The 22,223-nt window shown below is 35.2% G+C and carries 15 protein-coding genes; all 15 read left to right on the top strand.

Annotation, left to right across the window (positions count from 1 at the left end):
- Positions 1 to 122: 122 nt before the first annotated feature.
- The 15 genes from BXY64_RS06730 to BXY64_RS06800 all read left to right on the top strand — a co-directional run bounded on the left by BXY64_RS06730 (position 123) and on the right by BXY64_RS06800 (position 21,841).
- On the top strand, positions 123 to 1,520 hold the full coding sequence (locus tag BXY64_RS06730) for an MFS transporter (RefSeq protein ID WP_120239131.1): 1,398 nt from the start codon (positions 123 to 125) through the stop codon (positions 1,518 to 1,520).
- A 364-nt stretch (positions 1,521 to 1,884) separates the two neighbouring features.
- The gene (locus BXY64_RS06735) at positions 1,885 to 2,457 is read left to right on the top strand and encodes an RNA polymerase sigma-70 factor (protein ID WP_120239132.1); all 573 of its coding nucleotides are present in this window, start codon (positions 1,885 to 1,887) and stop codon (positions 2,455 to 2,457) included.
- Between the two features lie 77 nt (positions 2,458 to 2,534).
- On the top strand, positions 2,535 to 3,554 hold the full coding sequence (locus BXY64_RS06740; RefSeq protein WP_211334421.1) for a FecR family protein: 1,020 nt from the start codon (positions 2,535 to 2,537) through the stop codon (positions 3,552 to 3,554).
- A gap of 325 nt (positions 3,555 to 3,879) precedes the next feature.
- The gene (locus BXY64_RS06745) at positions 3,880 to 7,140 is read left to right on the top strand and encodes a SusC/RagA family TonB-linked outer membrane protein (RefSeq protein WP_170150594.1); all 3,261 of its coding nucleotides are present in this window, start codon (positions 3,880 to 3,882) and stop codon (positions 7,138 to 7,140) included.
- 314 nt (positions 7,141 to 7,454) lie between these two features.
- Complete coding sequence (locus tag BXY64_RS06750; protein ID WP_120239135.1) at positions 7,455 to 8,876, top strand: Kelch repeat-containing protein; 1,422 nt, start codon at positions 7,455 to 7,457, stop codon at positions 8,874 to 8,876.
- Positions 8,877 to 9,030: 154 nt separating this feature from the next.
- Positions 9,031 to 12,150, top strand: coding sequence for a SusC/RagA family TonB-linked outer membrane protein (locus BXY64_RS06755; protein WP_170150595.1), 3,120 nt, complete (start codon positions 9,031 to 9,033; stop codon positions 12,148 to 12,150).
- A gap of 11 nt (positions 12,151 to 12,161) precedes the next feature.
- Positions 12,162 to 13,589 (top strand): RagB/SusD family nutrient uptake outer membrane protein, encoded by a 1,428-nt coding sequence (locus BXY64_RS06760; RefSeq protein WP_170150596.1) that lies wholly within the window; start codon positions 12,162 to 12,164, stop codon positions 13,587 to 13,589.
- A 124-nt stretch (positions 13,590 to 13,713) separates the two neighbouring features.
- Positions 13,714 to 14,853, top strand: coding sequence for a thioredoxin family protein (locus BXY64_RS06765; protein ID WP_120239138.1), 1,140 nt, complete (start codon positions 13,714 to 13,716; stop codon positions 14,851 to 14,853).
- Between the two features lie 81 nt (positions 14,854 to 14,934).
- Positions 14,935 to 16,194 carry a thioredoxin family protein gene (locus BXY64_RS06770; RefSeq protein WP_120239139.1) on the top strand — a complete coding sequence of 420 codons (1,260 nt, stop codon included), beginning with the start codon at positions 14,935 to 14,937 and terminating at the stop codon, positions 16,192 to 16,194.
- 101 nt (positions 16,195 to 16,295) lie between these two features.
- Complete coding sequence (locus BXY64_RS06775) at positions 16,296 to 17,432, top strand: TlpA disulfide reductase family protein (RefSeq protein ID WP_211334422.1); 1,137 nt, start codon at positions 16,296 to 16,298, stop codon at positions 17,430 to 17,432.
- Between the two features lie 122 nt (positions 17,433 to 17,554).
- Positions 17,555 to 18,073, top strand: a complete 519-nt coding sequence (locus BXY64_RS06780) for an SRPBCC family protein (RefSeq protein WP_120239141.1) — start codon at positions 17,555 to 17,557, stop codon at positions 18,071 to 18,073.
- 206 nt (positions 18,074 to 18,279) lie between these two features.
- The gene (locus tag BXY64_RS06785; RefSeq protein ID WP_120239142.1) at positions 18,280 to 18,753 is read left to right on the top strand and encodes a protein-disulfide reductase DsbD domain-containing protein; all 474 of its coding nucleotides are present in this window, start codon (positions 18,280 to 18,282) and stop codon (positions 18,751 to 18,753) included.
- 472 nt (positions 18,754 to 19,225) lie between these two features.
- Positions 19,226 to 20,164: a phosphate/phosphite/phosphonate ABC transporter substrate-binding protein gene (locus BXY64_RS06790; protein WP_170150597.1), complete on the top strand. Its 939-nt coding sequence runs from the start codon at positions 19,226 to 19,228 to the stop codon at positions 20,162 to 20,164.
- An 8-nt stretch (positions 20,165 to 20,172) separates the two neighbouring features.
- Positions 20,173 to 20,808 carry a 4Fe-4S dicluster domain-containing protein gene (locus BXY64_RS06795; RefSeq protein ID WP_170150598.1) on the top strand — a complete coding sequence of 212 codons (636 nt, stop codon included), beginning with the start codon at positions 20,173 to 20,175 and terminating at the stop codon, positions 20,806 to 20,808.
- Entirely contained in the window at positions 20,792 to 21,841 is a 1,050-nt protein-coding gene (locus tag BXY64_RS06800) for a 4Fe-4S binding protein (protein ID WP_120239145.1), read from the top strand. The genes BXY64_RS06795 and BXY64_RS06800 overlap by 17 nt, the downstream gene beginning before the upstream one ends.
- Positions 21,842 to 22,223: the final 382 nt, after the last annotated feature.

Genomic DNA, 22,223 nt, shown 5'->3' on the forward strand with positions numbered 1-22,223 from the left:
AGGCTTGATTTGGGCAAAAAATAGGAGAATCCCTACTTGCGAAATTCAATGTGGTGATCTATTTTTAACGCCCAATATTACGGACAACTATACCTTAAAATAAAATTAAATAAAGAATTAAAATGAGTGCAGAACAAGTGAGTACGGGAAAAGAAAAGTTCTCAAGAGCTTTTTGGGTGGCCAATTCTGTTGAGCTTTTAGAAAGAGCAGCATACTATGGAGTTTTCATTGTTATAACCATATACCTTTCAAGAATTTTAGGTTTTACTGATATCGAGGCAGCAATGATTTCAGGTCTGTTTTCAGCAGGTTTGTATCTTTTACCTACATTTAGTGGAGCTTTAGCTGATAAAATGGGTTTTAGAAAAGCCTTGTTGTTGGCTTTCACATTACTAAGTATTGGTTATGCAGGATTAGCAATTTTACCAACCATGTTGGAAGCTGCTGGTTTGGTTGAATATACCGAAGTAACCAAGTTTACCGGATTAGAAAAAACGAGTTGGAAATGGATGATTGTACCAATTGTTATTGTGATAATGGTTGGAGGGTCGTTTATTAAATCTGTAATTACCGGTACAGTTGCCAAAGAGACAACGGAATCGAATCGTGCAAGGGGATTTTCTATTTTTTATATGATGGTAAACATTGGTTCATTCTCGGGAAAAACCATTGTAAAACCATTGCGTGAAGCTATGGGGAACGAAGGATTGGTAAACCTAAACTTCTTTTCTGCAGCAATGACCTTGGCAGCCGTTTTTGCAGTATTCTTCTTCTTTAAGACTTCAAAAACAGAGGGTGAAGGAAAATCATTAAATGAGATTTGGCAAGCATTAACAAGAGTAATTGCGAATGGTCGTTTGGTTGCGTTAATTCTTATTGTTACAGGGTTCTGGATGGTGCAGCATCAGTTGTATGCAACCATGCCTAAATATGTATTGCGTATGGCAGGTGAAGGAGCTTCTCCATCATGGTATGCCAATGTAAATCCATTGGTTGTAGTACTTTCGGTAGGATTGATTACTCAGTTAATGGCAAAACGTACTGCACTTCTATCCATGACCATTGGGATGTTTATTATGCCAGTTTCTGCTTTGTGTATGGCAGCTGGTAACTTACTAAATGTAGAGTCTGTTGATTTGGGATTGTTTAGTATGCATCCGGTAGCATTTATGATGATTGTAGGTATTGTATTCCAAGGATTGGCAGAATCATTTATCTCTCCTCGATTCCTGGAGTACTTCTCTTTGCAAGCTCCTAAAGGTGAAGAAGGTTTGTATTTAGGATTTAGTCACTTGCATTCTTTTGTATCTTCCATTTTAGGATTTGGATTATCAGGTGTTCTTTTAACAAAGTATTGTCCTGATCCAACATTATTTGATAGTAGAGCAGAATGGGAAGTAGCATCGGCAAATGCACATTATATTTGGTATTATTTTGTTGGAATTGCTGCAGTATCAGCAATTGCCTTAATCGTTTACGGTAGAGTGACTAAAAAACTAGATGCACAGAAAGCTGCATAATAAAAGTAAAACATAAAAAATCATAAGCCGTCTCAGTTGAGGCGGTTTTTTTTGTAAATTTTGTGAATGTCTTTGATTGATATGCTTGGAGCCGTGTGGTTTTTGGAAGAGTCAGGATGAAGTAAAATGTGGCCCCCACAAAATAGCATGAGGGTGACATGAGTGTAATTGAGCACAATAGAAATATTTGTAGTATGGGACTTGGGTTGTATTGTAAGGGGCTGAAAAACAGCGGAATGAATATAAGAGGTCATGTAGGTAGATTGACTGTAATTGTAATGACATTTTAATTTGAAATTTTCACTTTATAAGATTTTTTGCATCTTTGACCAGCCTATATTAACCACTTAAGAAAACTTAACCCTTGAAAAATCATACCCAAAATATTGATTTTCTGATTCGAAGACTATCTGTTGATTCTGATGAGCGTGCTTTAGATGAGCTTTTTCATATTTATTACGATAGGCTTTTAACAGCATCTTTTGTATTGGTGAAAAGCAAAGATTTGGCAGAGGAGGTTGTTGCTGATGTATTTTATCAAGTCTGGCAGAATAGAGAGAAGCTACAGGAAGTGAAAAATCTTGATAATTATCTATTTATTAGTGTAAAGAATCGTTCCTTAAACTGTATCAATAAAGAGCAAAAGGTTGGTAAAGATTCTATTGATGAATCAGTCTCGAATAAAATAAGCGAGGAAAATACAGCCGAAGATGTAATTATTGCAAAGGAATTACAGGATAAGATTACTCAAAGCATTGAAAGTTTACCACCCAAGTGTAGAGAAGTTTTTCTGATGATTCGTTTTGAAGGCATGAAGTATAAAGAAGTGGCTGAAAAACTGAAAGTATCTGTAAATACTGTAGATACACAAATGGGTATTGCCATAAAAAAGCTAGCAGAAATGATTGGCTACAAAGGTAAAATGAAAAAAAGATAATTTTTTTCATTTTTTTTTTAGTGGAAGCTTAAAGAATTACTGTCTTAAAATTGAACTACAAGAATACAATGACGGAAATGGATAAAATAAATCAGTTAATAGCAAAGCAGTTTGCTGGAGAAATCTCTGAAAAAGAGGCTGGCCAATTGGGGGATTGGCTTAAAGCTTCATCAGAGAATGAAAAGCTATTTAATGATTTAAAAGCGGAGTGGGAGAATCTGGACTTGAAAAGCTCGATTTCAGATAAATCACGAGTTTTAAATAATGTAAAATCTAGAATAAAAGCGGAAGAGCAAGATAAAAAAGTAGCGAAGAAACTTTTCAGTCGTTCCTGGTATCATATTGCAGCTTCTGTAATTGCTTTAATTTCGATTTCAGTAATTGCATGGCATCAAGTTCAGGATCCTTTTTCAATTCTAAACACAATGGGTTACGAGGTGAACGAGTGTAATCCTGGTCATCAAAAAGAATTAATGCTTGCCGATGGAACTCATATTTTTTTGAACGGAGATAGTCGTATCAAGTACAAAAGGAATTTTACGGGTAATGAAAGAAATGTGTTTTTACAGGGAGAAGCTTTTTTCAATGTTGCCAGAAACGAGCAAAAGCCTTTTGTGATTGGTCTAAAAAAGGCAGAAGTGAAAGTTTTGGGAACTTCGTTTAATGTTAAGGCATATCCGGAAGAAAAAAAAATGGAAACTTCGGTATTGACCGGAAAAGTTGCATTTACTCATACTCAGGGAATGTTGAAGAAGAAGCAGGAAAGTATGTATTTGGTGCCAGGACAAAAGGGAGTTGTTGATCGTAGTGATAAATCCTTTGATAAGTTACAGGTTGATAACGAAAAGGATGTGGCTTGGATAAATAAGAACTTGCACTTTGAAAACACCACTTTATTAGAAATAACCAGAACCTTATATAGAATGTATGGTGTGAATTTTAAATTTACAGATGGCAGTTTGAAAGATTTAAGAATCACAGCAAATTTCGAAAATGAAAAATTGGAAGAAGTCATTAAAATTCTTGAAATGACCAGTGAATTTTCATATAAAATGGAGAATAACTTGGTTATATTAGGAACAAAAGGTGATTTTTAATGGACTAGGTGTTTTAAGTAAACACAAAAAAAATACCAAAGAATGGCAGTTCTTCGGTATTTCAACTAACATGTAGTAAATTTACTTGTCAAGTAAAAATGTAATTGAAACAAGCGCAATTGCTTCAACTAGCATTATGTACGACAAAATTAGGAAAAAATATCGATTCAGTACAAACAAATTTTCAACTGTTTGTAAAATATCTGTTATTAATAATGGATGTAAGGTATTGGTAGGCTTAGTTTTCAAGCTTTTCCTAGTTGTAATTTCTTTCGAAACTTATTCCCAGTCCATACCAATTTCTTTAAATTCGATGGGGCAAAGTATGCCACTTGAAGTTTTTTTTCAGGAAATTGAATCGCAGACTAATGTATCCTTTGTTTATAATACAGATAGAATTAAGGGATATTTTGCCAATATTCCGGATAAAGAGGTTCTTCCTCTTGAAGAATTGTTAAGTCTGGTGCTTCATCCACAGGGATTTTCATTTGTTCTATATCAGGATAAAATTATTATTAGAAAATCAAGTGGTCAAGTTCCAGCTTCTAAATTGAGAGCTGCAAATCCAACAGATGTAGCTCGAATGGTTAAAGTTCAGAAAATCATGATTGGTAGAGTTCTTTGCGATGAAGATGGTCTTCCAATAGTTGGAGCATCTGTTAAGGTAAAGAATGAAGCTCGAGGAACAGCAAGTGATAAAGATGGTTATTATACATTAAACTGCCTGGTTGGGGATACAATAATATTTTCAGCAATTGGTTTTAATAGTAGGGAGATTGTAGTTGGTCTTAAAATGATTGAAGACATTCGATTAAGTACCGATGTAATCAACCTTAAAGAAGTGAATATTATTGGCTATGGTGAGGAAGCCAAAGAGGAACAAATAGGTGCGGTAAGTTCCGTTACCAATAGCATGACCGGAGAAGTTCCTAATAATTTGGATGAGACCTTGGCAGGTACTGCCAGTGGGGTATGGTTTCAAAAGAGTTCTGGTGTTCCTGGTAGCTCATCTACCATTGCCATTAGGGGAGTAACCTCATTACAGCCAGATGCCAATAGTCCATTGATTGTAGTGGATGGGGTTCCACTGTTTAATACAGAGGAAGGATTGAGTCGGATAACTTATCAAACTGTATCGGGTGGTCAGGCATTTGGATTGTTTGATAACTACGTTTACAACGATCTTAGGGAAAGCACATTCTTTCAAAAGAATGGATTAAACGTTGTGAATCCTGAGGACATTGAATCAATTAGTATATTGAAAGATGCTTTCTCGACTTCCATATATGGTTCGAGGGGAGCAGCAGGGGTTATTCTGATTAATACGAAACATCCTGGAAAATTTGGCTTAAAAGTTAATCTCTTAATGGAAACAGGAATTTCTAAACCTGTTAATAATCCTGATTTGATGAATGGAGAAGAGTATTCATCGTTTTATTCCAACTATTATAGCCAGCTTAAGAAAAAAGAAGTTGTTTTTCCGAATGATATTAATACCAATTGGTACGATAAAGTGGTGCGAAATGCTACAAGTAATAAATTGGCTTTGTCCATACAAAATAAGAAACACAATGGTTTTTTATACTTTAGTTTTTCTCATTTAACTCAGGAGTCATATGTAATTGGGGCAGATTATAAAAGATATACTGCAAGATTTAATTTTCAGCAAAAAATCAATAACCGATTTTTAATAGAATCTAATATATCGCTGACAGCAGAGAAGAATAATTCCTTATTGGCTCCCAAAATTTATCGTGATGCAATATTAAAAGCTCCTAATTTGCCAATATATAATTCAGATGGAGGATTTAACTTTTCTACAGAAGGAAATCCATATGGTGATTATACTGAGAATCCAGTGGCAATGGCTCAAAATGATAAAGGAGAAATTCTAGATAACTATATCATTGCGAATGTATATGCGGATTTACAAATTGTGAATAATTTGTCATATCGTTGTGATCTTGGAGTTAATTTAATTGAAACGGATGCTTTGTCATCTTATCGAAATAGTTATCAAAATGATGAGAAACTAACCATTGAAACAGATGGTTATTCAAGAAAATATGTAATTACGAATACATTAACTGGAAATAAGTCATTTGGAGATCATAAGCTAAAGTTTGTTTTAGGGCAGAGTTTTGAACATTCAAGACAAAAGGAAGAACAATTAAATTATCAAAGCTCATATAGAATTAATAATCGAAATAGTTATGAATTAACAGATTATTCCACAAGTAAGAGAAAGCATGCCTTGGCATCTTGGTTTGGAAGATTAAATTATAATTACAAACAAAAGATTTTTACAGGAATCAGTTACAGAATTGATGGATCATCTCGTTTTAACAAAGACAATAGATATCAAATATTCCCAGCCTTTTCAGCAGGATATATTGTTTTAAATAAAGAAGGGGAAGAGATCATCAATAACTTAAAACTGAGAGCGAGTTTCGGTTATTCAGGAGTGGAACAATCCACATATACCTATGGAGCCTTAAGGACTTACGAACCTCATCAGGACGAATTGACTTATGGAAATAAGAACATTATTACAGAAGCAAGAAGCTCAAGCTTCAATTTGTCGTGGGAGAAAACTGAGAATTTTGATGTAGGAATCGACATGAGTCTACTGAGCAATAATGTTCATCTTAACTTAGATTATTATTCTAAAAAAGTAAATAACTTGCTGTTGTTTACGGATGTACCAGCAATATCTGGTTATACAAAACAATGGGTGAATGTTGGTGCAATGAAAAATACAGGAATAGAGTTGACTTGCGATGCCAAAATTCTAGGTGGAGAATTAAGCTGGGATGTGTTTCTTACCGCTGCTTATAATCGTAATAAGGTATTGGAAATTAATCAGAATGGTTATGAAGTATGGGGGGCAGATAAGGCATACAAATATTTTGAGGAAGGAAAGGAAGCAGGGCAATTTATGCTATATCAATGGGAGGGTGTAAATCCTGAAAATGGAAATCCATTATGGCGATATGCTGATGGAACTTTAAGAGAGACTCCTCCAACGGATTTAAATGATAGAAAAGCTCTGGGCTCCGGAATTCCAAAATATTCAGGAGGTATTAGTAATGTGGTGTCATATAAAGGAATAGAATTTAGTGCTTTTTTAGTTTTTGCTGAAGGAAAAAAACTAATGAATGGTACAGCTGCAATATTAAATACCTACACAACAACCGAAGTGAATAATTTATCAGTTGATGTTCAAAATTACTGGAGAAGTGAAGGGGAAATAAACAGTCGTCCGGCTTTGTTTAATAAATCCATCACGGCACAGAATAATTATACCACCAGTCGAACAAGTTCAAGATTTTATGAAGATGCATCGTTTATAAGATTGAAAAAACTTGTGTTGGCTTATAATTTTCCGATGAAATTCGTTAAGAAGTTAAAATTGGATAAAATTAAATTGTATGCTCAGGCAACCAATTTATTTACCATTACCAACTATTCTGGTTTAGATCCGGAAGTAAGTGCTTTTGGAGTTTCATCACTCTTATCAGGATATGATGAGATAACGATGCCTCAGACCAAAACATACAGTCTTGGTTTGCGAATTGGTTTTTAAAATAAATTGTCAAGTAAATAATCAAAAATGTAGTAAATGAAAATGTTACCCTGTCTGGCAGGGCATGGTAATCCTTTCATGATTTAGTTACAAATATTGGTCTGAATTGAAAATAATATCAATCAATAGATTGGTAAGTGGGGATGTTATATGCCTCTAAAATACAGGTCGATTTTTGTTATTGGTTTGATAATTAATGAAGTATTCTTGGTTTTGTTCACAAATGATGGAGTAGAAACTACTTTTTAAATGAAGTGAATCAAGCCAGTAAAAAGTTTTGAATTAACTCAAATAATAACCTAAAATTAAATTTTATGAAAGTTTTTAAAAACTCGTGGAATGTTGTATTACTGCTTTGTGCAGTTGTGTTTAGTGGAGCTTTAAGCTCATGTAGCGATGATGAAAATTTAAGTGACCTAACCGGATTTTTGTCTTTTGGTTTTTCAGATGAAGCATTAAAAGATTATGAATTCACCATTGGTGATAATGGTATAATTACCAATCAGATTGCCTTACCTTATGGATTTGACGCATCTTCTTTGACTCCTGTTTTTTCATCAGTTCCTATGTCTAGCGTTTATGTTGGTGATGCTCAGCAAACTAGTGGTTCTGCAGCAATGGATTTTTCAAGTGAGGTAGTTTATAAAGTAGTAGCAGAAAATGGAACAAATCAAGTAAGCTATACTGTTGTTGTTAATGTCGCAAAGGATATTACAGCTTGGTCCAACTTGGCTCCAGATGCTAAATTCCCGGATTACACATCTTTAGTTGGTTTCAAAATTGGAGAGAAGTATTTTGTTATGGGAGGTAAAAAAGGTGCTTCAGGTATTGGAGGACACACCTACGGAATTCATTCTTCAACCGATGGTACTGAGTTTTCTGCAGTAAATACCAATATTTTCAAGGAGTATGGTATGGGATTAGGTGCCGCAGCAGTTAAACATGGTAACAAGCAATTGTTAATCGGTGGTTATACGCCATCTGATTATGAAGTTTGGGGAGAGACTGGTAATGGTTACGGAATCAATACTGTATGGTCATCGGAAGACGGAGAAACATGGACCAAAGTAAATGAAGGTGCTTCGGATGAGCAGAAATTTACAGCCAGAACCAATGCTTCTGTAGCTAATTTGAATGGTGATCTTTACCTAACAGGTGGATATTCTGTAGGTTTTGGTGCTCCTCAAGGTGCCATGAATGATGTTTGGAAATCTACAGATGGAGGTGCTACCTGGTCAACACTAGATGCACAATTCGGAGAAGATTTTGTAGCAAGAGCTGATAGTAAATTAATCGTTTACAAAGACGAATTGTATTTAATTGGAGGAAGAACAAAATTCCCATATAATTATTTCAATGAGATTTACAAGTCTGCTGATGGTATAAGCTGGACAAAAGTTGATGTAGCAGCTCCGTTTGCAGCTCGTGCTAGTTTCTCTTGTTTTGTTTACAATGATAGAATGTATGTTCTTGCCGGTTTAGGTAATAAGGAAGTTACAGAAGGTGAAACAACTACTTCGGTTGACGTATTCTACAATGACCTATGGGTTTCAGAAGACGGTGGTGTAAACTGGACAGAAATGAAAACAGGAGCACTTCCTGAAGGATTTGCTGCAAGATATGGTCAGGCAATTGTTGTTGACGGAAATACTATTCACATCTTTGGAGGTAATGGTCAAGACGCCGAAGGTAGCGCAAAAGTATATACTGATGCCTGGAAAGGTACATTGAACTAATCATTAGGAGAGTCTCGTTAAGGGCGGGACTCTCACTTCTATCAAAAACACAAATTATTGGCAGATGATTCGTGTTGTGCAGACTATAATGGTTTGCATTAAATAGAGCCTATAGAATAGGCATTTCAGAGAACATGTAGTAAATCTCATGAATATGAATAAGATATTGGTCATGTTGCTGGCTATAATGACTATGCTTGGAGGAAATCTTCACGCTCAATCATACAAAGCGCAGGAACTTAAGACAAAAAAAATAACAGGTACTGTTTTAATCAGTGAAGACAAATCACCGGCCATTGGTGCTACGGTGATTGTAAAAGGAACTACCAATGGTTCTGCTGTAGATTTCGATGGAAAATTTTTAATTACAGCAAATGAAGGAGATATCTTGTTAATATCTTCGATTGGATATGTTTCGCAGGAAATTAAAGTGACACAAAAATCACATTATGACATTTTGTTGAAAACCGATAATGTGGCATTAAAGGAAATTGCAGTTATTGGTTATGGTGTTCAGGAAAGAAGGGATTTAACAGGAGCAGTGACTTCAATTAATCTCGAAGCATTAGAGCAACCAGCTTTAAGTATCGATAATGCATTGGCAGGTCAAGTTGCTGGTGTTCAAATTAACTCTAGTAGTGGAGCACCGGGAAGTGCTACAGCAATTACCATTCGAGGAATAACATCATTAGATGGGGATAATAATCCACTTTTTATTATTGATGGGGTTCCTGTTTATGGTGTAGGAAGTCATTCAAGCACTTCCTTTTCACAAGGAAGTATTGCAGCAGTTGCAATTGGAGGAAATAGTGCTTCTGGACAAATTGGAGCCAATTCCGAATTTGAAAGAAACCCATTGGCCAATCTGAATATGGATGATATTGAGTCCATTGAGATATTAAAAGATGCTTATGCAACAGCAATCTATGGGTCACGAGGTGGAGCTGGTGTTGTATTAATTACAACAAAACGAGGAAAAAAAGGTCAACCTAAAGTCAATTTAAATATCTCAACATTGGTCGCAGAACCTGTTGGTGTACCCGATGTTTTAAATGGAGATCAATATGTTGATTTTTACAATGCTTATGAAGGTCCGGATAAAGACGGGAATTACCGTTTTAATAAGGGGCTAAATACAGATTGGTTCAATAAAGTAACAAGAACAGCAATTACAAATAATGTTTCAGCAACAGTATCTGCAGGAACAGATAAAAGCACTTACTTTTTATCATTATCTTATCTCGATCAGGATTCTTATGTAATTAACAACGATTTTAAAAGATATACATCAAGAATCAATTATGAATACAAGTCTAGTGAGAAATTTAGATTTGGTAATAATTTGACATTTTCTTATACAGATAACAACTCTTTAAACTCAGGTAGTGTGTATAGAAATTCTATTCTTGCTAACCCTAGTAAATCTGTAAAAGATGAAGATGGGATGTATAATTTTGTTGAAAATAAGCAATCTCAATTCAATCCTGTTGCGACAGCAAAAGAATCGATTAACTATGTGAGAGATAGAAGATTGATTGGTAATTTGTATGCAGAATACAAGGCCTTGCCATGGTTGACTTTTCGTTCAGAATTTGGTATTGATTTGATGGTATCTAAAGCTTATAATAAAAATATGGCTTATGAGAAGATTGATAGAGAAGGGAATGCCAATCAGACCAACATACAAAATATGAAATATGTGTTCAACAATACAGCTACAATTTATAAAGAGCTAGGCGAACACGTTTTTAATGGAGTAATAGGACAGTCATTTGAAACATCAGATGAAGATATTGTAAATATTAGCGGTGAAGGTTTCCCTACGAATGATGTTTTAAGTATAAGTCAAGCCGATAAATCAAAGGTTGGTCAGGCAGTGCGAAGAGAGTGGGCAATGATGTCTTTCTTTGCAAGAATGAACTACCGATGGCTAGATAAATATATGGCAGGGGTTACCTACCGTATTGATGGTTCATCTCGTTTTAATAAGAATGAAAGGTACGTTGGCTTCCCTTCGTTCTCTTTAGGTTGGAGATTTTCCAAAGAACAATTTATGGAAGCCTATACTTGGGTTACTGATGCAAAAATTCGAGCTAGTTTGGGATTTAGTGGGATTTCAGGCTCAGGTGGTTATTATGGGCACCAAGGACAATATGTATTGAAACAGCAAGCTCCTAAATACGGTAGTAATAATATTTTAGAAGTTGAGCAAGCTAGTAATCCTGATTTGAAATGGGAGAAAACCAAGACACTGGATATCGGATTGGATCTTACTCTTTTTGATGATAAAGTTCAATTCACTTTTGATTATTACAATAAGAAGAGTATAGACATGTTGATACGATCTTCTGTACCATGGTATTCCGGATATTCAGGTCAAAAACAGAATTTGGTAGATATGACAAATCAAGGTGTGGAATTTTCTTTAAATACCTTGAATATAAATAAGGAATTTAAGTGGAGTACCAATTTTAATATTGCAAAAAATACCAATGAGGTTACAAATCTGAATGTAGATGGTTCGTATAAACCGGGTGGTGCCGAGACAGCATATGCTTTTTATCAAGTAGGTGAATCAGCTACTGCATGGTTCCTGTACGATTGGCATTCAGTAGATCCACTAACAGGTAACCCTCTATGGAGATATTCAGATGGAAGCATCTCAACAACTCCTCCTGCCTCTATTACGAGCAATGCTACGACAGATAATAAATTTGTTATGGGTGATCGCATGCCTGAATTTACTGGAGGTATTACTAATGTTTTCTCTTATAGGAATTTTGAATTGAATACGATGTTTGCTTTTTCTTATGGAGGAAAAATTATGAATGGAACAAGAGCGGAATTGCTTACCTATTCTGATCAGAATTATCGTAATTTAAGTCGTGATATTTTGGATGAATGGATTATTGCTGGTCATAAAACCGATATTCCAAAGAGGAATAATAAGTCTATTGTTAAAACTGGATTTGGGGATGGAAAGACTGACTATACGGTAAGTAGACAGTCAGACAGGTTTCTTGAAGATGGCTCATTTATTCGATTAAAGAATATTTCGCTAACTTACCGCTTTAATCCAGAGCGAATTCGTAGAATAGGACTTAGAAGTTTAGCAGTGTATTTAAAAGGATCCAATCTGCTTACATGGACAAAATACAGTGGTCCAGATCCTGAAGTGAGTGCATTTGGGTCGTCAGCGGCATATGCTGGAAATGATGAATTAACGATCCCTCAGCAAAAATCAATTCAGGTTGGAGTTAAAATTGGACTTTAAAAATGAAAGAGATGAAAGATAGAAAATACAATAGATACGGATTGGCAATTGTTGTTCTGGCTTGTCTACTTTCAGCTTGTGATAAGCAACTGGATCTAGCACCTGAAGATACAACTGTAGAGACAGAAGTATTTCAGTCAGAAAGTTCTGCAGAATCAGCCTTAATGGATGTTTACAATAAAACCTTTGAGGCCAATAATGCTACCTCTTATATATTTGGTGATTTTTCAACAGACTTGTTGGTAAGCAAAAGCGATTACTATGATCTTGTAAACTCAGGAGAAATTCCGGTTGATGATAGTTACTTTGTTGGTGGTTCATGGGAAAAATCTTATTCAGCAATTAATGTTGCCAATGTAATTATTGAATCTGCTCCAAAACTTGGTACCTACAGAGAAGAAGTTATCAGGCAACATGTTGCCGAAGCTAAATTTTTAAGAGCTTATAACTATTTAATGCTTCAAAAACTTTTTGGAGATGGCGCCTTAACAGGAAAAATGAATGGTTTAGGTTTACCTTTGCAATTAACACCATATGAGGGAATCAAGTGGAATGCCGGTAATGCCATTACTCGTTCAACAGTTCAAGAAACTTACGGTCAGATTATTAAAGATTTAACAGACGCATTGCCTGATTTGAAAGAAAACTATAAAGATGACTTAGAAACTCGAGCACGCGCAACCAAAGGAAGTGTGCATGCCTTGTTGTCAAGAGTATATCTTTATATGGGAAATTTTGAAAAGGCTGCCAGTGAATCTGCATTTTTAATTGGGAATGAAAACTATAGGTTAAATGCTGATTTAAGATCTGTATTTCCAATGAGTAGTGGATATGATGTTAGTTTAGATGCGGAATACATCTATGCAATTCCATTGACATGGAACAATGGTGACCATCAGTTTGGGACTCATTATTTTTCTTACTACCACAAATATTCTGCATATGCTGCCGATGATTTCTTGGCAAAATATACAGATACGGATCAAAGAAAAACCAAACTAATTTGGCAAGCTTACACCAAGGGGCAAAACCCAACAAAATTGACAACGGCCAAATTTAATAATGATCGTGGAAGAGATAACATTCCAATGATTCGTCTTTCTGAAATGTATTTAACCAGGGCCGAGGCATTGGCCAGAACTTCGGGAGTAAATCAAGAATCAGTAAATCTGTTAAATGCTATTGCAAGTAGAGCAGATAGTGAATTTACCAATTATACTACTGGAGATTTTGCTAATGCAGATGCTTTAATTGACAGAATTTTATTGGAGCGGGAATTGGAGTTGTGCTTTGAAGGTTTACATCGTTACGACCTAATTCGAACAGGTAGAAAACTGAAGAACAAAGATCTTCCGGAAAACAAATATGTGCTACCAATTCCTAAGCGAGAAATTGAAATCACGAAGGGAAGTTTGGTTCAGAATCCCGGATACTTATAGAAGGAATCATCTCAATTCAAAAATAAATCAAAAATTTCATAGTCTAATAATTTGTTGAGAGTAGCCTGATCATAATTCAGGCCTCTCTTGGCAAGACTATATCTCTATTCTTAAAACTCAAAGAATGAATACTAGATTATTATCAATTGTACTGGTGGTTCTGTTTTCATTTTCAAACAATATCATGGCAAATAGCCTGACTGATGAAAATGAAGTAAAGGGAATCAAATTCAATCATTCAGATTGGAGTACAATTTTAAAAAAAGCAGATGAAGAGCAAAAAATGGTCTTTATAGATTGCTATACCACATGGTGTGGCCCTTGTAAAATGATGGCTAAAAATACTTTTACTCAACAAGAGGTTGGAGAATTTTTCAATAAGAATTTCATTAATGTGAAATTGGATATGGAAAAGGAACCTGGGAAAAGTTTGAAGACAATTCTTGGAGTAAATGCATACCCAACATTGGTGGTAATTAATGCAAAACAAGAAATCATCCATAAAGCTGTTGGAGCACTTCAGAAAGAAGAACTACTAAAGTTCGCCGCTGAGGCTCTAAAAGGAACAGGAACTCTTTCAAGCTATCATGCAAAATACAAGAAGGAGGGAGTTGCCAATAAAAAGTTTGTTCTGGAATATTTACAAAAACTTGAAGCTGCTAATGAAAAAGAGCAACTGACTAGCGTAATCAACCGTTATTTCGAGCAATTGGAGAAGAAGGATTTACTGGAAAAGGAGAACTGGAATCTTCTTAAGAAGTACGTTGAGTCTATTCACAATAAAGCCTTTCAGTTGGTGCTAAATAATCAGTCAGAGTTTATTGAAGTTTTTGGACAAAAAGAGGTGGAGGACAAGGTATATTTCACTTTCCTGAGAGAAGGTAATCAGCTTTGTGACAAGAAAGAGAATGGCGATTTTGTTTTGAATCAGGAGAAAAAGAAGAGCTTTCTGAATCAGTTGAAAAAGAATAAAGTAAGGAGCAAAGAAACGATAAAGGCTTATTCTGAAATGTCAACTTCAAGATCTATAAAAGATTGGGGCGCCTATATCACGAAAGTATCAAAATACTTAAAGGATGGAAGTATCGATAAAGGAGCAATGTCATTGTACAATTACGCCTTACCTGTTGAGAGAGCAGTTCAAGATAAAGAGTTGAGAGCTAAGGTTGCAGAATGGTGTGATATGGGTATGAAGATAGAGGGGATAAATCCAGGCTTTGCAAATGCTTTTCAGCAATTGAAAGGTAAGTTAGTCGAAAAATAGGGAACCGGCTTGGATCTTTACTTTGAGATCTAATTTGAATATACTTTAAACAAGAAACCTACTAATAATAAAAGGAACCAAATGAAGAAAGTATTTACATTAATGACAGTGACACTAATGCTCCTTTTTCTGTCAGGAAATGTTGAAGCTCAAAACCGCGAGGTAGAATTTGAACATGCAAGCTGGAAAAAGGTTTTGAAAAAAGCCAAAAAGCAAGACAAACTGATTTTTGTGGATTGTTACACATCTTGGTGCGGACCATGTAAGATGATGGCCAGAGATGTTTTCACGCAGGATCATGTTGCTGATTTCTTCAATAGCAATTTTGTGAATTTCAAGATTGATATGGAGAAAGGGGAAGGCCCTGAGTTGAAACCGGGATGGAAGATTAATGCCTATCCAACATTCTTGATCATCAACACTAAAGGAGAAGTCATCCACAGAATTGTAGGAGCTTATGGAGCAGATGAATTCATAGAGTATGTAAAAGAAGCTCGAGCAGAAGATAAAAACTTCGCAGCTTTGTCGAAGGCTTATGAAACAGGTAAAAGAGATGGAGAATTCATGTTTTCTTACCTAAGAGCATTGCGTTTGGCCAACCTGGGTAAAGAAGAAGCAAGAAAAGCAAATAAGTACATTGCAAGTTTGGCTAAGGATGACTTGTTAAAAAAGGAAAACTGGAATATTATCAAGTATTTCATGAAAGAACCTTTAACTGATGAGTTTAGATTTGTTCTTGTGAACAGGAATCGTTTTGCTGAAATACATGGACAAAAAGAGATTGATGACAAGATCTACAATACTTTCAGTAAGAAAATCGAATCCTTTCAATTCTTCTATCCAGGAAATGGAAGAGAGTATGACAAAGCTGGTTTTGACAGAATGATTCAAGATCTACAAACTTCGGATTTTCCAAAAGCAACAGAATTAATTGCAATTGCTTTAAAGAACGAATATCAAAGACAAAATGATTGGAGCAAATATGCAACTGTAATTGATGGAGCAATGGATTTTGCTTTGTTGAAGAACTACGAAAATCAGTTCGGTTATTTCGATTCAGCAGCATCTATGATTGCGAAAGCTTCAAAAGATAAAGAACTATTGACAAGAGCACTGCGTTGGGCAGCTTATGCGGCAGAACAGGAAGGTAGAGTGGAGCATAAATCAGGATATCTGGCAACCAAAGCAAAATTGTTGGAATTGGTCGGAAATGCAGATGCTGCAAAAACAGCAAAGATAGAATCTGACAAAGCAGACAAAGCAGCAGAGAAGGCTGGAACCAAAATTATTTCAGTACCCATGATGAAACTGGGAGGAATGAAACCGGCAAAGAAGAAATAGGAAGTTTTAAGTGAAAAATATATAGAAGGTTTTAGAACGAAAGAAGTTTGTTAAAATCTTAAAAAATATTCGATACTAATTATTCATTATTAATTAAAAAGATGAGAACAATATTAATCGCACTAATCAGTGTAATGTTATTTAGCTGTGCACAGCAACCAAAAGACAATACCATCACCATTAAGGGAAAAGTGGAATTTCCTGATAATAGCTATAAGATGACAATTGTTAAGAGAAATGGTTTTGAAAAGACAATTATTGATTCGGTAGAGTTGAAACCAGATAACACCTATGAGTTCAAAATGAACGTAGATCAACCAGGGGTTTACGTTTTGGATTGTCAAAAATGGCAGTCGGTACGTTTCTGGGCTGAAGATGAAGATTTGGAAATCGATTTTAGAGGAAGAGATACTGCAAAAATCAAGATCAAGAACCCTCCGTTTGTATATATAAAAGGTGGACCAAACAATGAGGTAATGAACTTGTTATCATTCAACAGCTATCGTTCTTACCAGGGGATGATCGCTGCAGGGAAAGTAATATATCAAGCTTCGAAATCAGATTGTAAAGAATGGAAAGAAAGTGCTGCTCAGGGTTATAACAGAAACTATGTGCAAAGTGATGCTTACATGCGCTACGTGGCCAAGCACTATGCTGATCGAAATTCAATTCTTTCAGTCTTAGGTTCATTAAGAAAAGAAAGTGATAAGGAACTTAAAGAGAATATTCTTAAGACTCTGGAAGCAAAGAATCCAAATTATCAACCATTATTAGATTATAAGAATGAACTGGCAGAGGCCAAAGCAGCAAGAGAGAGAATGATGGAAGGTAAAGTTGCTCCGGATTTTTCATTCCCAACAAAGAAAGGTGACAAGAACTATGGTCCAAAGGATTTCCGTGGAAAGTACGTATTGATTGATTTCTGGGCATCATGGTGTGGTCCTTGTCGTCAGGAGATTCCTCACTTAAAGAAAGAGTATGAGAAGTATCATGACAAGGGATTGGAAATGCTAAGTGTTTCTATCGATCAAAGCAAGAATGCATGGATGAAAGCAATGCGCAAGGAGAAAATGCCATGGCCACAAGTTCAAGCACCAAAGGCTGGTAAAGATATCATGAAAGAGTATCAGTTCTCAGGAATTCCATTTATCGTACTTCTTGACAAAGATGGAAAGATTGTTGGAAAGAATTTAAGAGGAGAGAAGTTGGAAAAACTTTTGGAGTCTATTTTCCACTAGAACAAGAAAATGTTTATATAAATACATTAGTAGGGCAATTAAAATCTGTAATTGCCATATTGAAAGGGGGAAGTCCCAATTGCCCTAACTGGTAATTGGGACCTTAACTTAAACAAGAAGATATGAAAAGATATTTGATTTTATTAGTAGCTGTATTTACAGTAAGTATAGGTACAGCCTTCGCTCAGAGTGCAATGACAGCAGCTACAAAACTTCCACCAACGCTTCAGCGAGAAGGAGTTGTTAATGCGAGCCCTGATGAAGTGTGGAAATTAATTTCAGTCTTGGATAAGGTAGATGAATACAATTCAGAGTTTGTAAAGTCTGTAGAGAAAGAGGGAGACGGTTACGAAGCATATCGCTTGGTAAAAATGACCGATGGAACAGAAAGAGGAGAAGAGGTAACGGTTTTTGCAAAAGCTGCTAAAAGGATTTGTTTTAGGTCAGAAGATTCTCAGTATCCGGTAGAATACTATGTAGTGAATTACTACATCGAACCATCAGGCAAATCGAAAACCAAGTTGAGATTGGAATGCTATTTCAAGGTGAATGAAGGAGCGCCTAAAACAAAGACATTCAAAGCAATTGGGAAAGAGCTTTCAACAACTCTAAAAGGGATTCAAAACTATTACAACAAGTAATTGGTATTGATGTTTGTGTGATAATAAAGTATAAAAAAACCGTCTCAATTGAGACGGTTTTTTTATACAGTAATTCACAAAGGTTAATTAAGCTTAAAAAATGCAGCTTAGTTTCACCCTATTTGGTGTTATTATTGTCTTAAGAGCAGAAGGAATAAACATTAATATTTAAAGAGGGAACTCTTTTATTAGAAAAAAATAAGGATATGAAAAGTAAAATTGCGGTACTATTGGTACTAATGTTAAGTGTGTCAGCTGGTTCATTTGCTCAAATTTTAACACCAGCGAAATGGACTGTTGAGTTGTCTAAAAAAGACATTAAAGTAGGTGATGTAATCGAAGTGGTTTTTAAAGCAAAAATTGACAAAAGCTGGCATGTTTATTCGAATGATTTTGATCCGGATTTAGGACCAATCTTAATCGAATTTGATTTTGAAAATCATGCAAGCTATGAGCGTATTGGGAAAGTAAAGCCAATTAATGCTCATAAGAAATACGACAAAATTTGGGAAGGTGATGTAAGTTATTTCGAAAATACTGCCGAAATGCGTCAAAAGATTAAGGTAAAAAGTTTACCATTACATGTTGAGGGAACTTTTGATTTTCAAACATGTTCAGACCAAACAGGACAATGTGTTATGGGGGATGATGAGTTCGATTTGAATTATCCTTCGAAGTAAATCAAGTTTATATTGAAGTGAAAGACTGTCTTTTTAGACGGTCTTTTTTTGTATGTGCAAACTCATAGTATTTCTCACTACCAAAAACAGATGAAAAATTACATGTAATTATTTCCCCTTGGTTAATTAAGGTTAAAATTAGACCTTCTCATTCATCCAAATTATAAAATGTGTTGTCCTTAATGTAGAACTATTAAAAAGCATACATTAAGGAGAATTGCATATCATGAAAACGTATTTTATTTAGAGGGATTATGAATAATGTAGAAAATCACATTTTAATTCATCCATTTTTATAGGAATAGTGTCATATAGGCAAACACTTAGAGTTATTGATTGCATTTCCTAGATAGAAAAGTGTTCCTTTTTTTATAAGTTTGGACGTTTTTGAATTAACAATATAGGGGTTTTGATCTGTTAAATGAAAACAGGTGATAGGGGAATCCGATGTAGTATATTAAAGCTTAATAATATGAAATCACTAATTAAATTATCCGCAATTGCATTGTTGATCAGTGTGTTTGCAGCGTGTAACGAGAAGCCTAAGAAGGAAGAGAAGAAAGATGAAGGGTTTGAGGAAACAGCATTTATGCCTTGTTGTGGCGAGCCATCATCTAATGAGAAGGTATTAACCATTAATCTTGCATTAAACGATACGTATTGCAAGAAAACTGCATGTGCTTGTATTCACGATATTGCAGCAAGAGAGTATGAGGAATTGCAAAAGCAATTGATGGAACAATTTAATATTGATTTGCAGATTACCTATTATATGGAGCCATACATGATGGAAGATCAATTAAAGGCAAAAATTCATGATGGAGTGATTACAAAGCCATGGAATGCTTTCATGTTGATGAAAGAGAATCACCTTCGTTATGAAAGAATTGCTGATATTCTTGACGTGTACGATAACCAATGGTTAACTGGTGTTTATTTGGTAAGAAAAGATTCAGACATTAAAACCATGGCCGATATCAATGGAAGAACATTGGTTGCAGGTCAGGAAGATGCATATGAAAAATACCATGCTCCCTTACATCAATTGGAAAACATGAATATTAAACCTGGAAAAATCTACTATAAAGCGAGCTGTTTGGAAAGCATCAACGAGCTAATGGATAAAAAAGCAGAAGTTGCTATTGTATCTGACTATGTGATGTCGGCAAGTTGTGCAGTAGATGTTGCCAGCGAAGACGATTTTAGAGTGATTGGAGAAACTGAAAAAATGCCATTGTGTTCTGTAGTATTGGATCGTAAGAAAATTTCGAAAGAAGATGCAATGCGTTTCCAAAAAGCATTATTGGCTTTATCAAAAGATAAATCTCCGGAAGGAATGTTAAGCGCAGGATTTGTAAAACCTGCATCATGGATCCCAAATCCATACAAAAAACCGATAGCACAAAACTAACTATTAATATGACTGAAAAGAAGAATTGGGACAGACGTAGCTTTTTGCGTAAAGCTGGTCAGGCCACTTGTGCCCTTGCACTTGGAGGGATTGCTTACAGAATTGTAGGTCAGCATTTAAATGAAGAAACTGCAGGTCCACGTTCAAGATATGTTTGGCAGATAGATCCAGACAAATGTACCAATTGTGGTAAATGTGAAACAGGATGTGTGCGCACACCTTCGGCGGTAAAGGCAGTTAACGATCAGAAAAAATGTTCTTGTTGTGTAGTTTGCTATGGCCACATTAAAAACAAGCAAATCGAATCTGAGAAGATCATGAGCGATGGAGAAAGAGTTTGTCCGTATGATGCAGTAACCCGTAAGAATTTCTCAGGTGGAAAAGATGGATATTTTATTTACGATATCGACCATGACAAATGTACAGGATGTGGTAAATGTGCTGAAGCATGTACCGATAAAGGAACAAAGTCAATGTTTTTGATTATTCGTCCTGATTTGTGTTTGAATTGCAATTCATGCGATATCGCAAGAATTTGCCCTGAGGATGCAATTGATCGTTTGTACATCGGGCCAGAAGATGATTTTAAAGGAATTTACGAGTTGGAGTACGGTCAAAATGATATGAATGAATATGGAGCTTAAAGGATTAAAATTAAATATGAGAGTAATTATCGTTATTGCATTTGCTCTGGTTTCTTTGGTGTCTTCTGTAAATACAAGTATGGCTTTACCTACTCCTCAGGAGCAAGATTGTCATAGTGTTGATGATTTGAGTAGAGGTAACATACGTGAGTTTAAGGACAATTACATTCCAAAAGAATTCTTTCCAACACCGGAATACATGGTGTTTGTAGATTTGGGTGTATTATTACTATTGCTTTTAATTGGTGTTTTCTTTGTTTGGAGAAAGAAATCACAAAAAGCAATGACTGTAATGGCCATAATCACATTTGCTTACCTGGGATTTATACGTGGAGGATGTGTTTGTCCGGTTGGAGCCATATCAAATACTACAATGGGTTTGATTACTCCGGCAGAAGTTGGCCTGGCTAGTCTGATCATTTTTATGCTTCCATTAATTATAGCATTAATTATCGGACGTGTATTTTGTACATCAGGATGTCCATTGGGAGCAGTTCAGCACATTGTGCAAAAGTCTAAGAAGACAATTAAGCTACCTAAAAAGTTGAATAATGCACTAAAAGTAGTACCAGTGCTCATGTTAATTGCAACGGTTTATTTTGCAATTCAGAGTGCATGCTTTTTTGTTTGCGAGGTGGAGCCGTATAAGGTATTGTTCTTTACGGGACAAACCTGGTTCGAACAAGGATTGGCATTTATTTTAGGACATCCCATGGAACCTAAATTTTTGATTGCATTTGGTATTGGAACCTGGTTGTACCTGATCGCAATTCTTGTCTTGGGATATTGGGTGCCACGTCCATTTTGTCGTTTCTTATGTCCTTATGGTGTATTGTTGGGGGTGGTTTCATTCTTTTCATTCAAGCCAAGAAAAATAAAAGATGATAATTGTGTGTATTGTGGCATGTGCGAAAAGGTATGTCCAACGCAAGCGATAGCTATCGATAGAAAAAACAAATATGCTTACGTTTCGAATTACGATTGTGTACAGTGTAATAAATGTAATAATGTTTGTAAGAAAGATGCTTTTTAAACGAAAGTATCATGATCAAATATATGAACCATCCTTAGGGATGGTTTTTTTGTATCTGGCAATAAAATTACATCAGTTTGAAACCCCAAATGGGCTAACTATTTACAATTTTCAAGTAATAATGGCATGAAAACTACAATCAGTAAAAAAAAATGAAAAAAAATGATTTTTTTTTTCATAGTCAATTTTTATCTAATCTGGATTGTAATTGAAATTACTAGCTCTAGATAATCAGTGAGTTTACAGATTTTAAAATAAACAATATAAATAATTGATTGTTTTCTAGATGCCTGTTAATGTGCTAATTATTAACGTTAATTAACGATATTTTTTACTTATTTCGTTCACCCATTTAGAGATTTTGGTTGTCTCTAAAGCAAAG

The sequence above is a fragment of the Marinifilum flexuosum genome, from assembly GCF_003610555.1.
GTDB lineage: Bacteria > Bacteroidota > Bacteroidia > Bacteroidales > Marinifilaceae > Marinifilum > Marinifilum flexuosum.

Coding starts and splice junctions, on each gene's coding strand:
- BXY64_RS06790 (WP_170150597.1), top strand. CDS start 19,226: ATGAAATCACTAATTAAATTATCCGCAATTGCATTGTTGATCAGTGTG.
- BXY64_RS06765 (WP_120239138.1), top strand. CDS start 13,714: ATGAATACTAGATTATTATCAATTGTACTGGTGGTTCTGTTTTCATTT.
- BXY64_RS06780 (WP_120239141.1), top strand. CDS start 17,555: ATGAAAAGATATTTGATTTTATTAGTAGCTGTATTTACAGTAAGTATA.
- BXY64_RS06785 (WP_120239142.1), top strand. CDS start 18,280: ATGAAAAGTAAAATTGCGGTACTATTGGTACTAATGTTAAGTGTGTCA.
- BXY64_RS06755 (WP_170150595.1), top strand. CDS start 9,031: ATGAATAAGATATTGGTCATGTTGCTGGCTATAATGACTATGCTTGGA.
- BXY64_RS06750 (WP_120239135.1), top strand. CDS start 7,455: ATGAAAGTTTTTAAAAACTCGTGGAATGTTGTATTACTGCTTTGTGCA.
- BXY64_RS06770 (WP_120239139.1), top strand. CDS start 14,935: ATGAAGAAAGTATTTACATTAATGACAGTGACACTAATGCTCCTTTTT.
- BXY64_RS06730 (WP_120239131.1), top strand. CDS start 123: ATGAGTGCAGAACAAGTGAGTACGGGAAAAGAAAAGTTCTCAAGAGCT.
- BXY64_RS06745 (WP_170150594.1), top strand. CDS start 3,880: ATGCCACTTGAAGTTTTTTTTCAGGAAATTGAATCGCAGACTAATGTA.
- BXY64_RS06795 (WP_170150598.1), top strand. CDS start 20,173: ATGACTGAAAAGAAGAATTGGGACAGACGTAGCTTTTTGCGTAAAGCT.
- BXY64_RS06740 (WP_211334421.1), top strand. CDS start 2,535: ATGGATAAAATAAATCAGTTAATAGCAAAGCAGTTTGCTGGAGAAATC.
- BXY64_RS06775 (WP_211334422.1), top strand. CDS start 16,296: ATGAGAACAATATTAATCGCACTAATCAGTGTAATGTTATTTAGCTGT.
- BXY64_RS06800 (WP_120239145.1), top strand. CDS start 20,792: ATGAATATGGAGCTTAAAGGATTAAAATTAAATATGAGAGTAATTATC.
- BXY64_RS06760 (WP_170150596.1), top strand. CDS start 12,162: ATGAAAGATAGAAAATACAATAGATACGGATTGGCAATTGTTGTTCTG.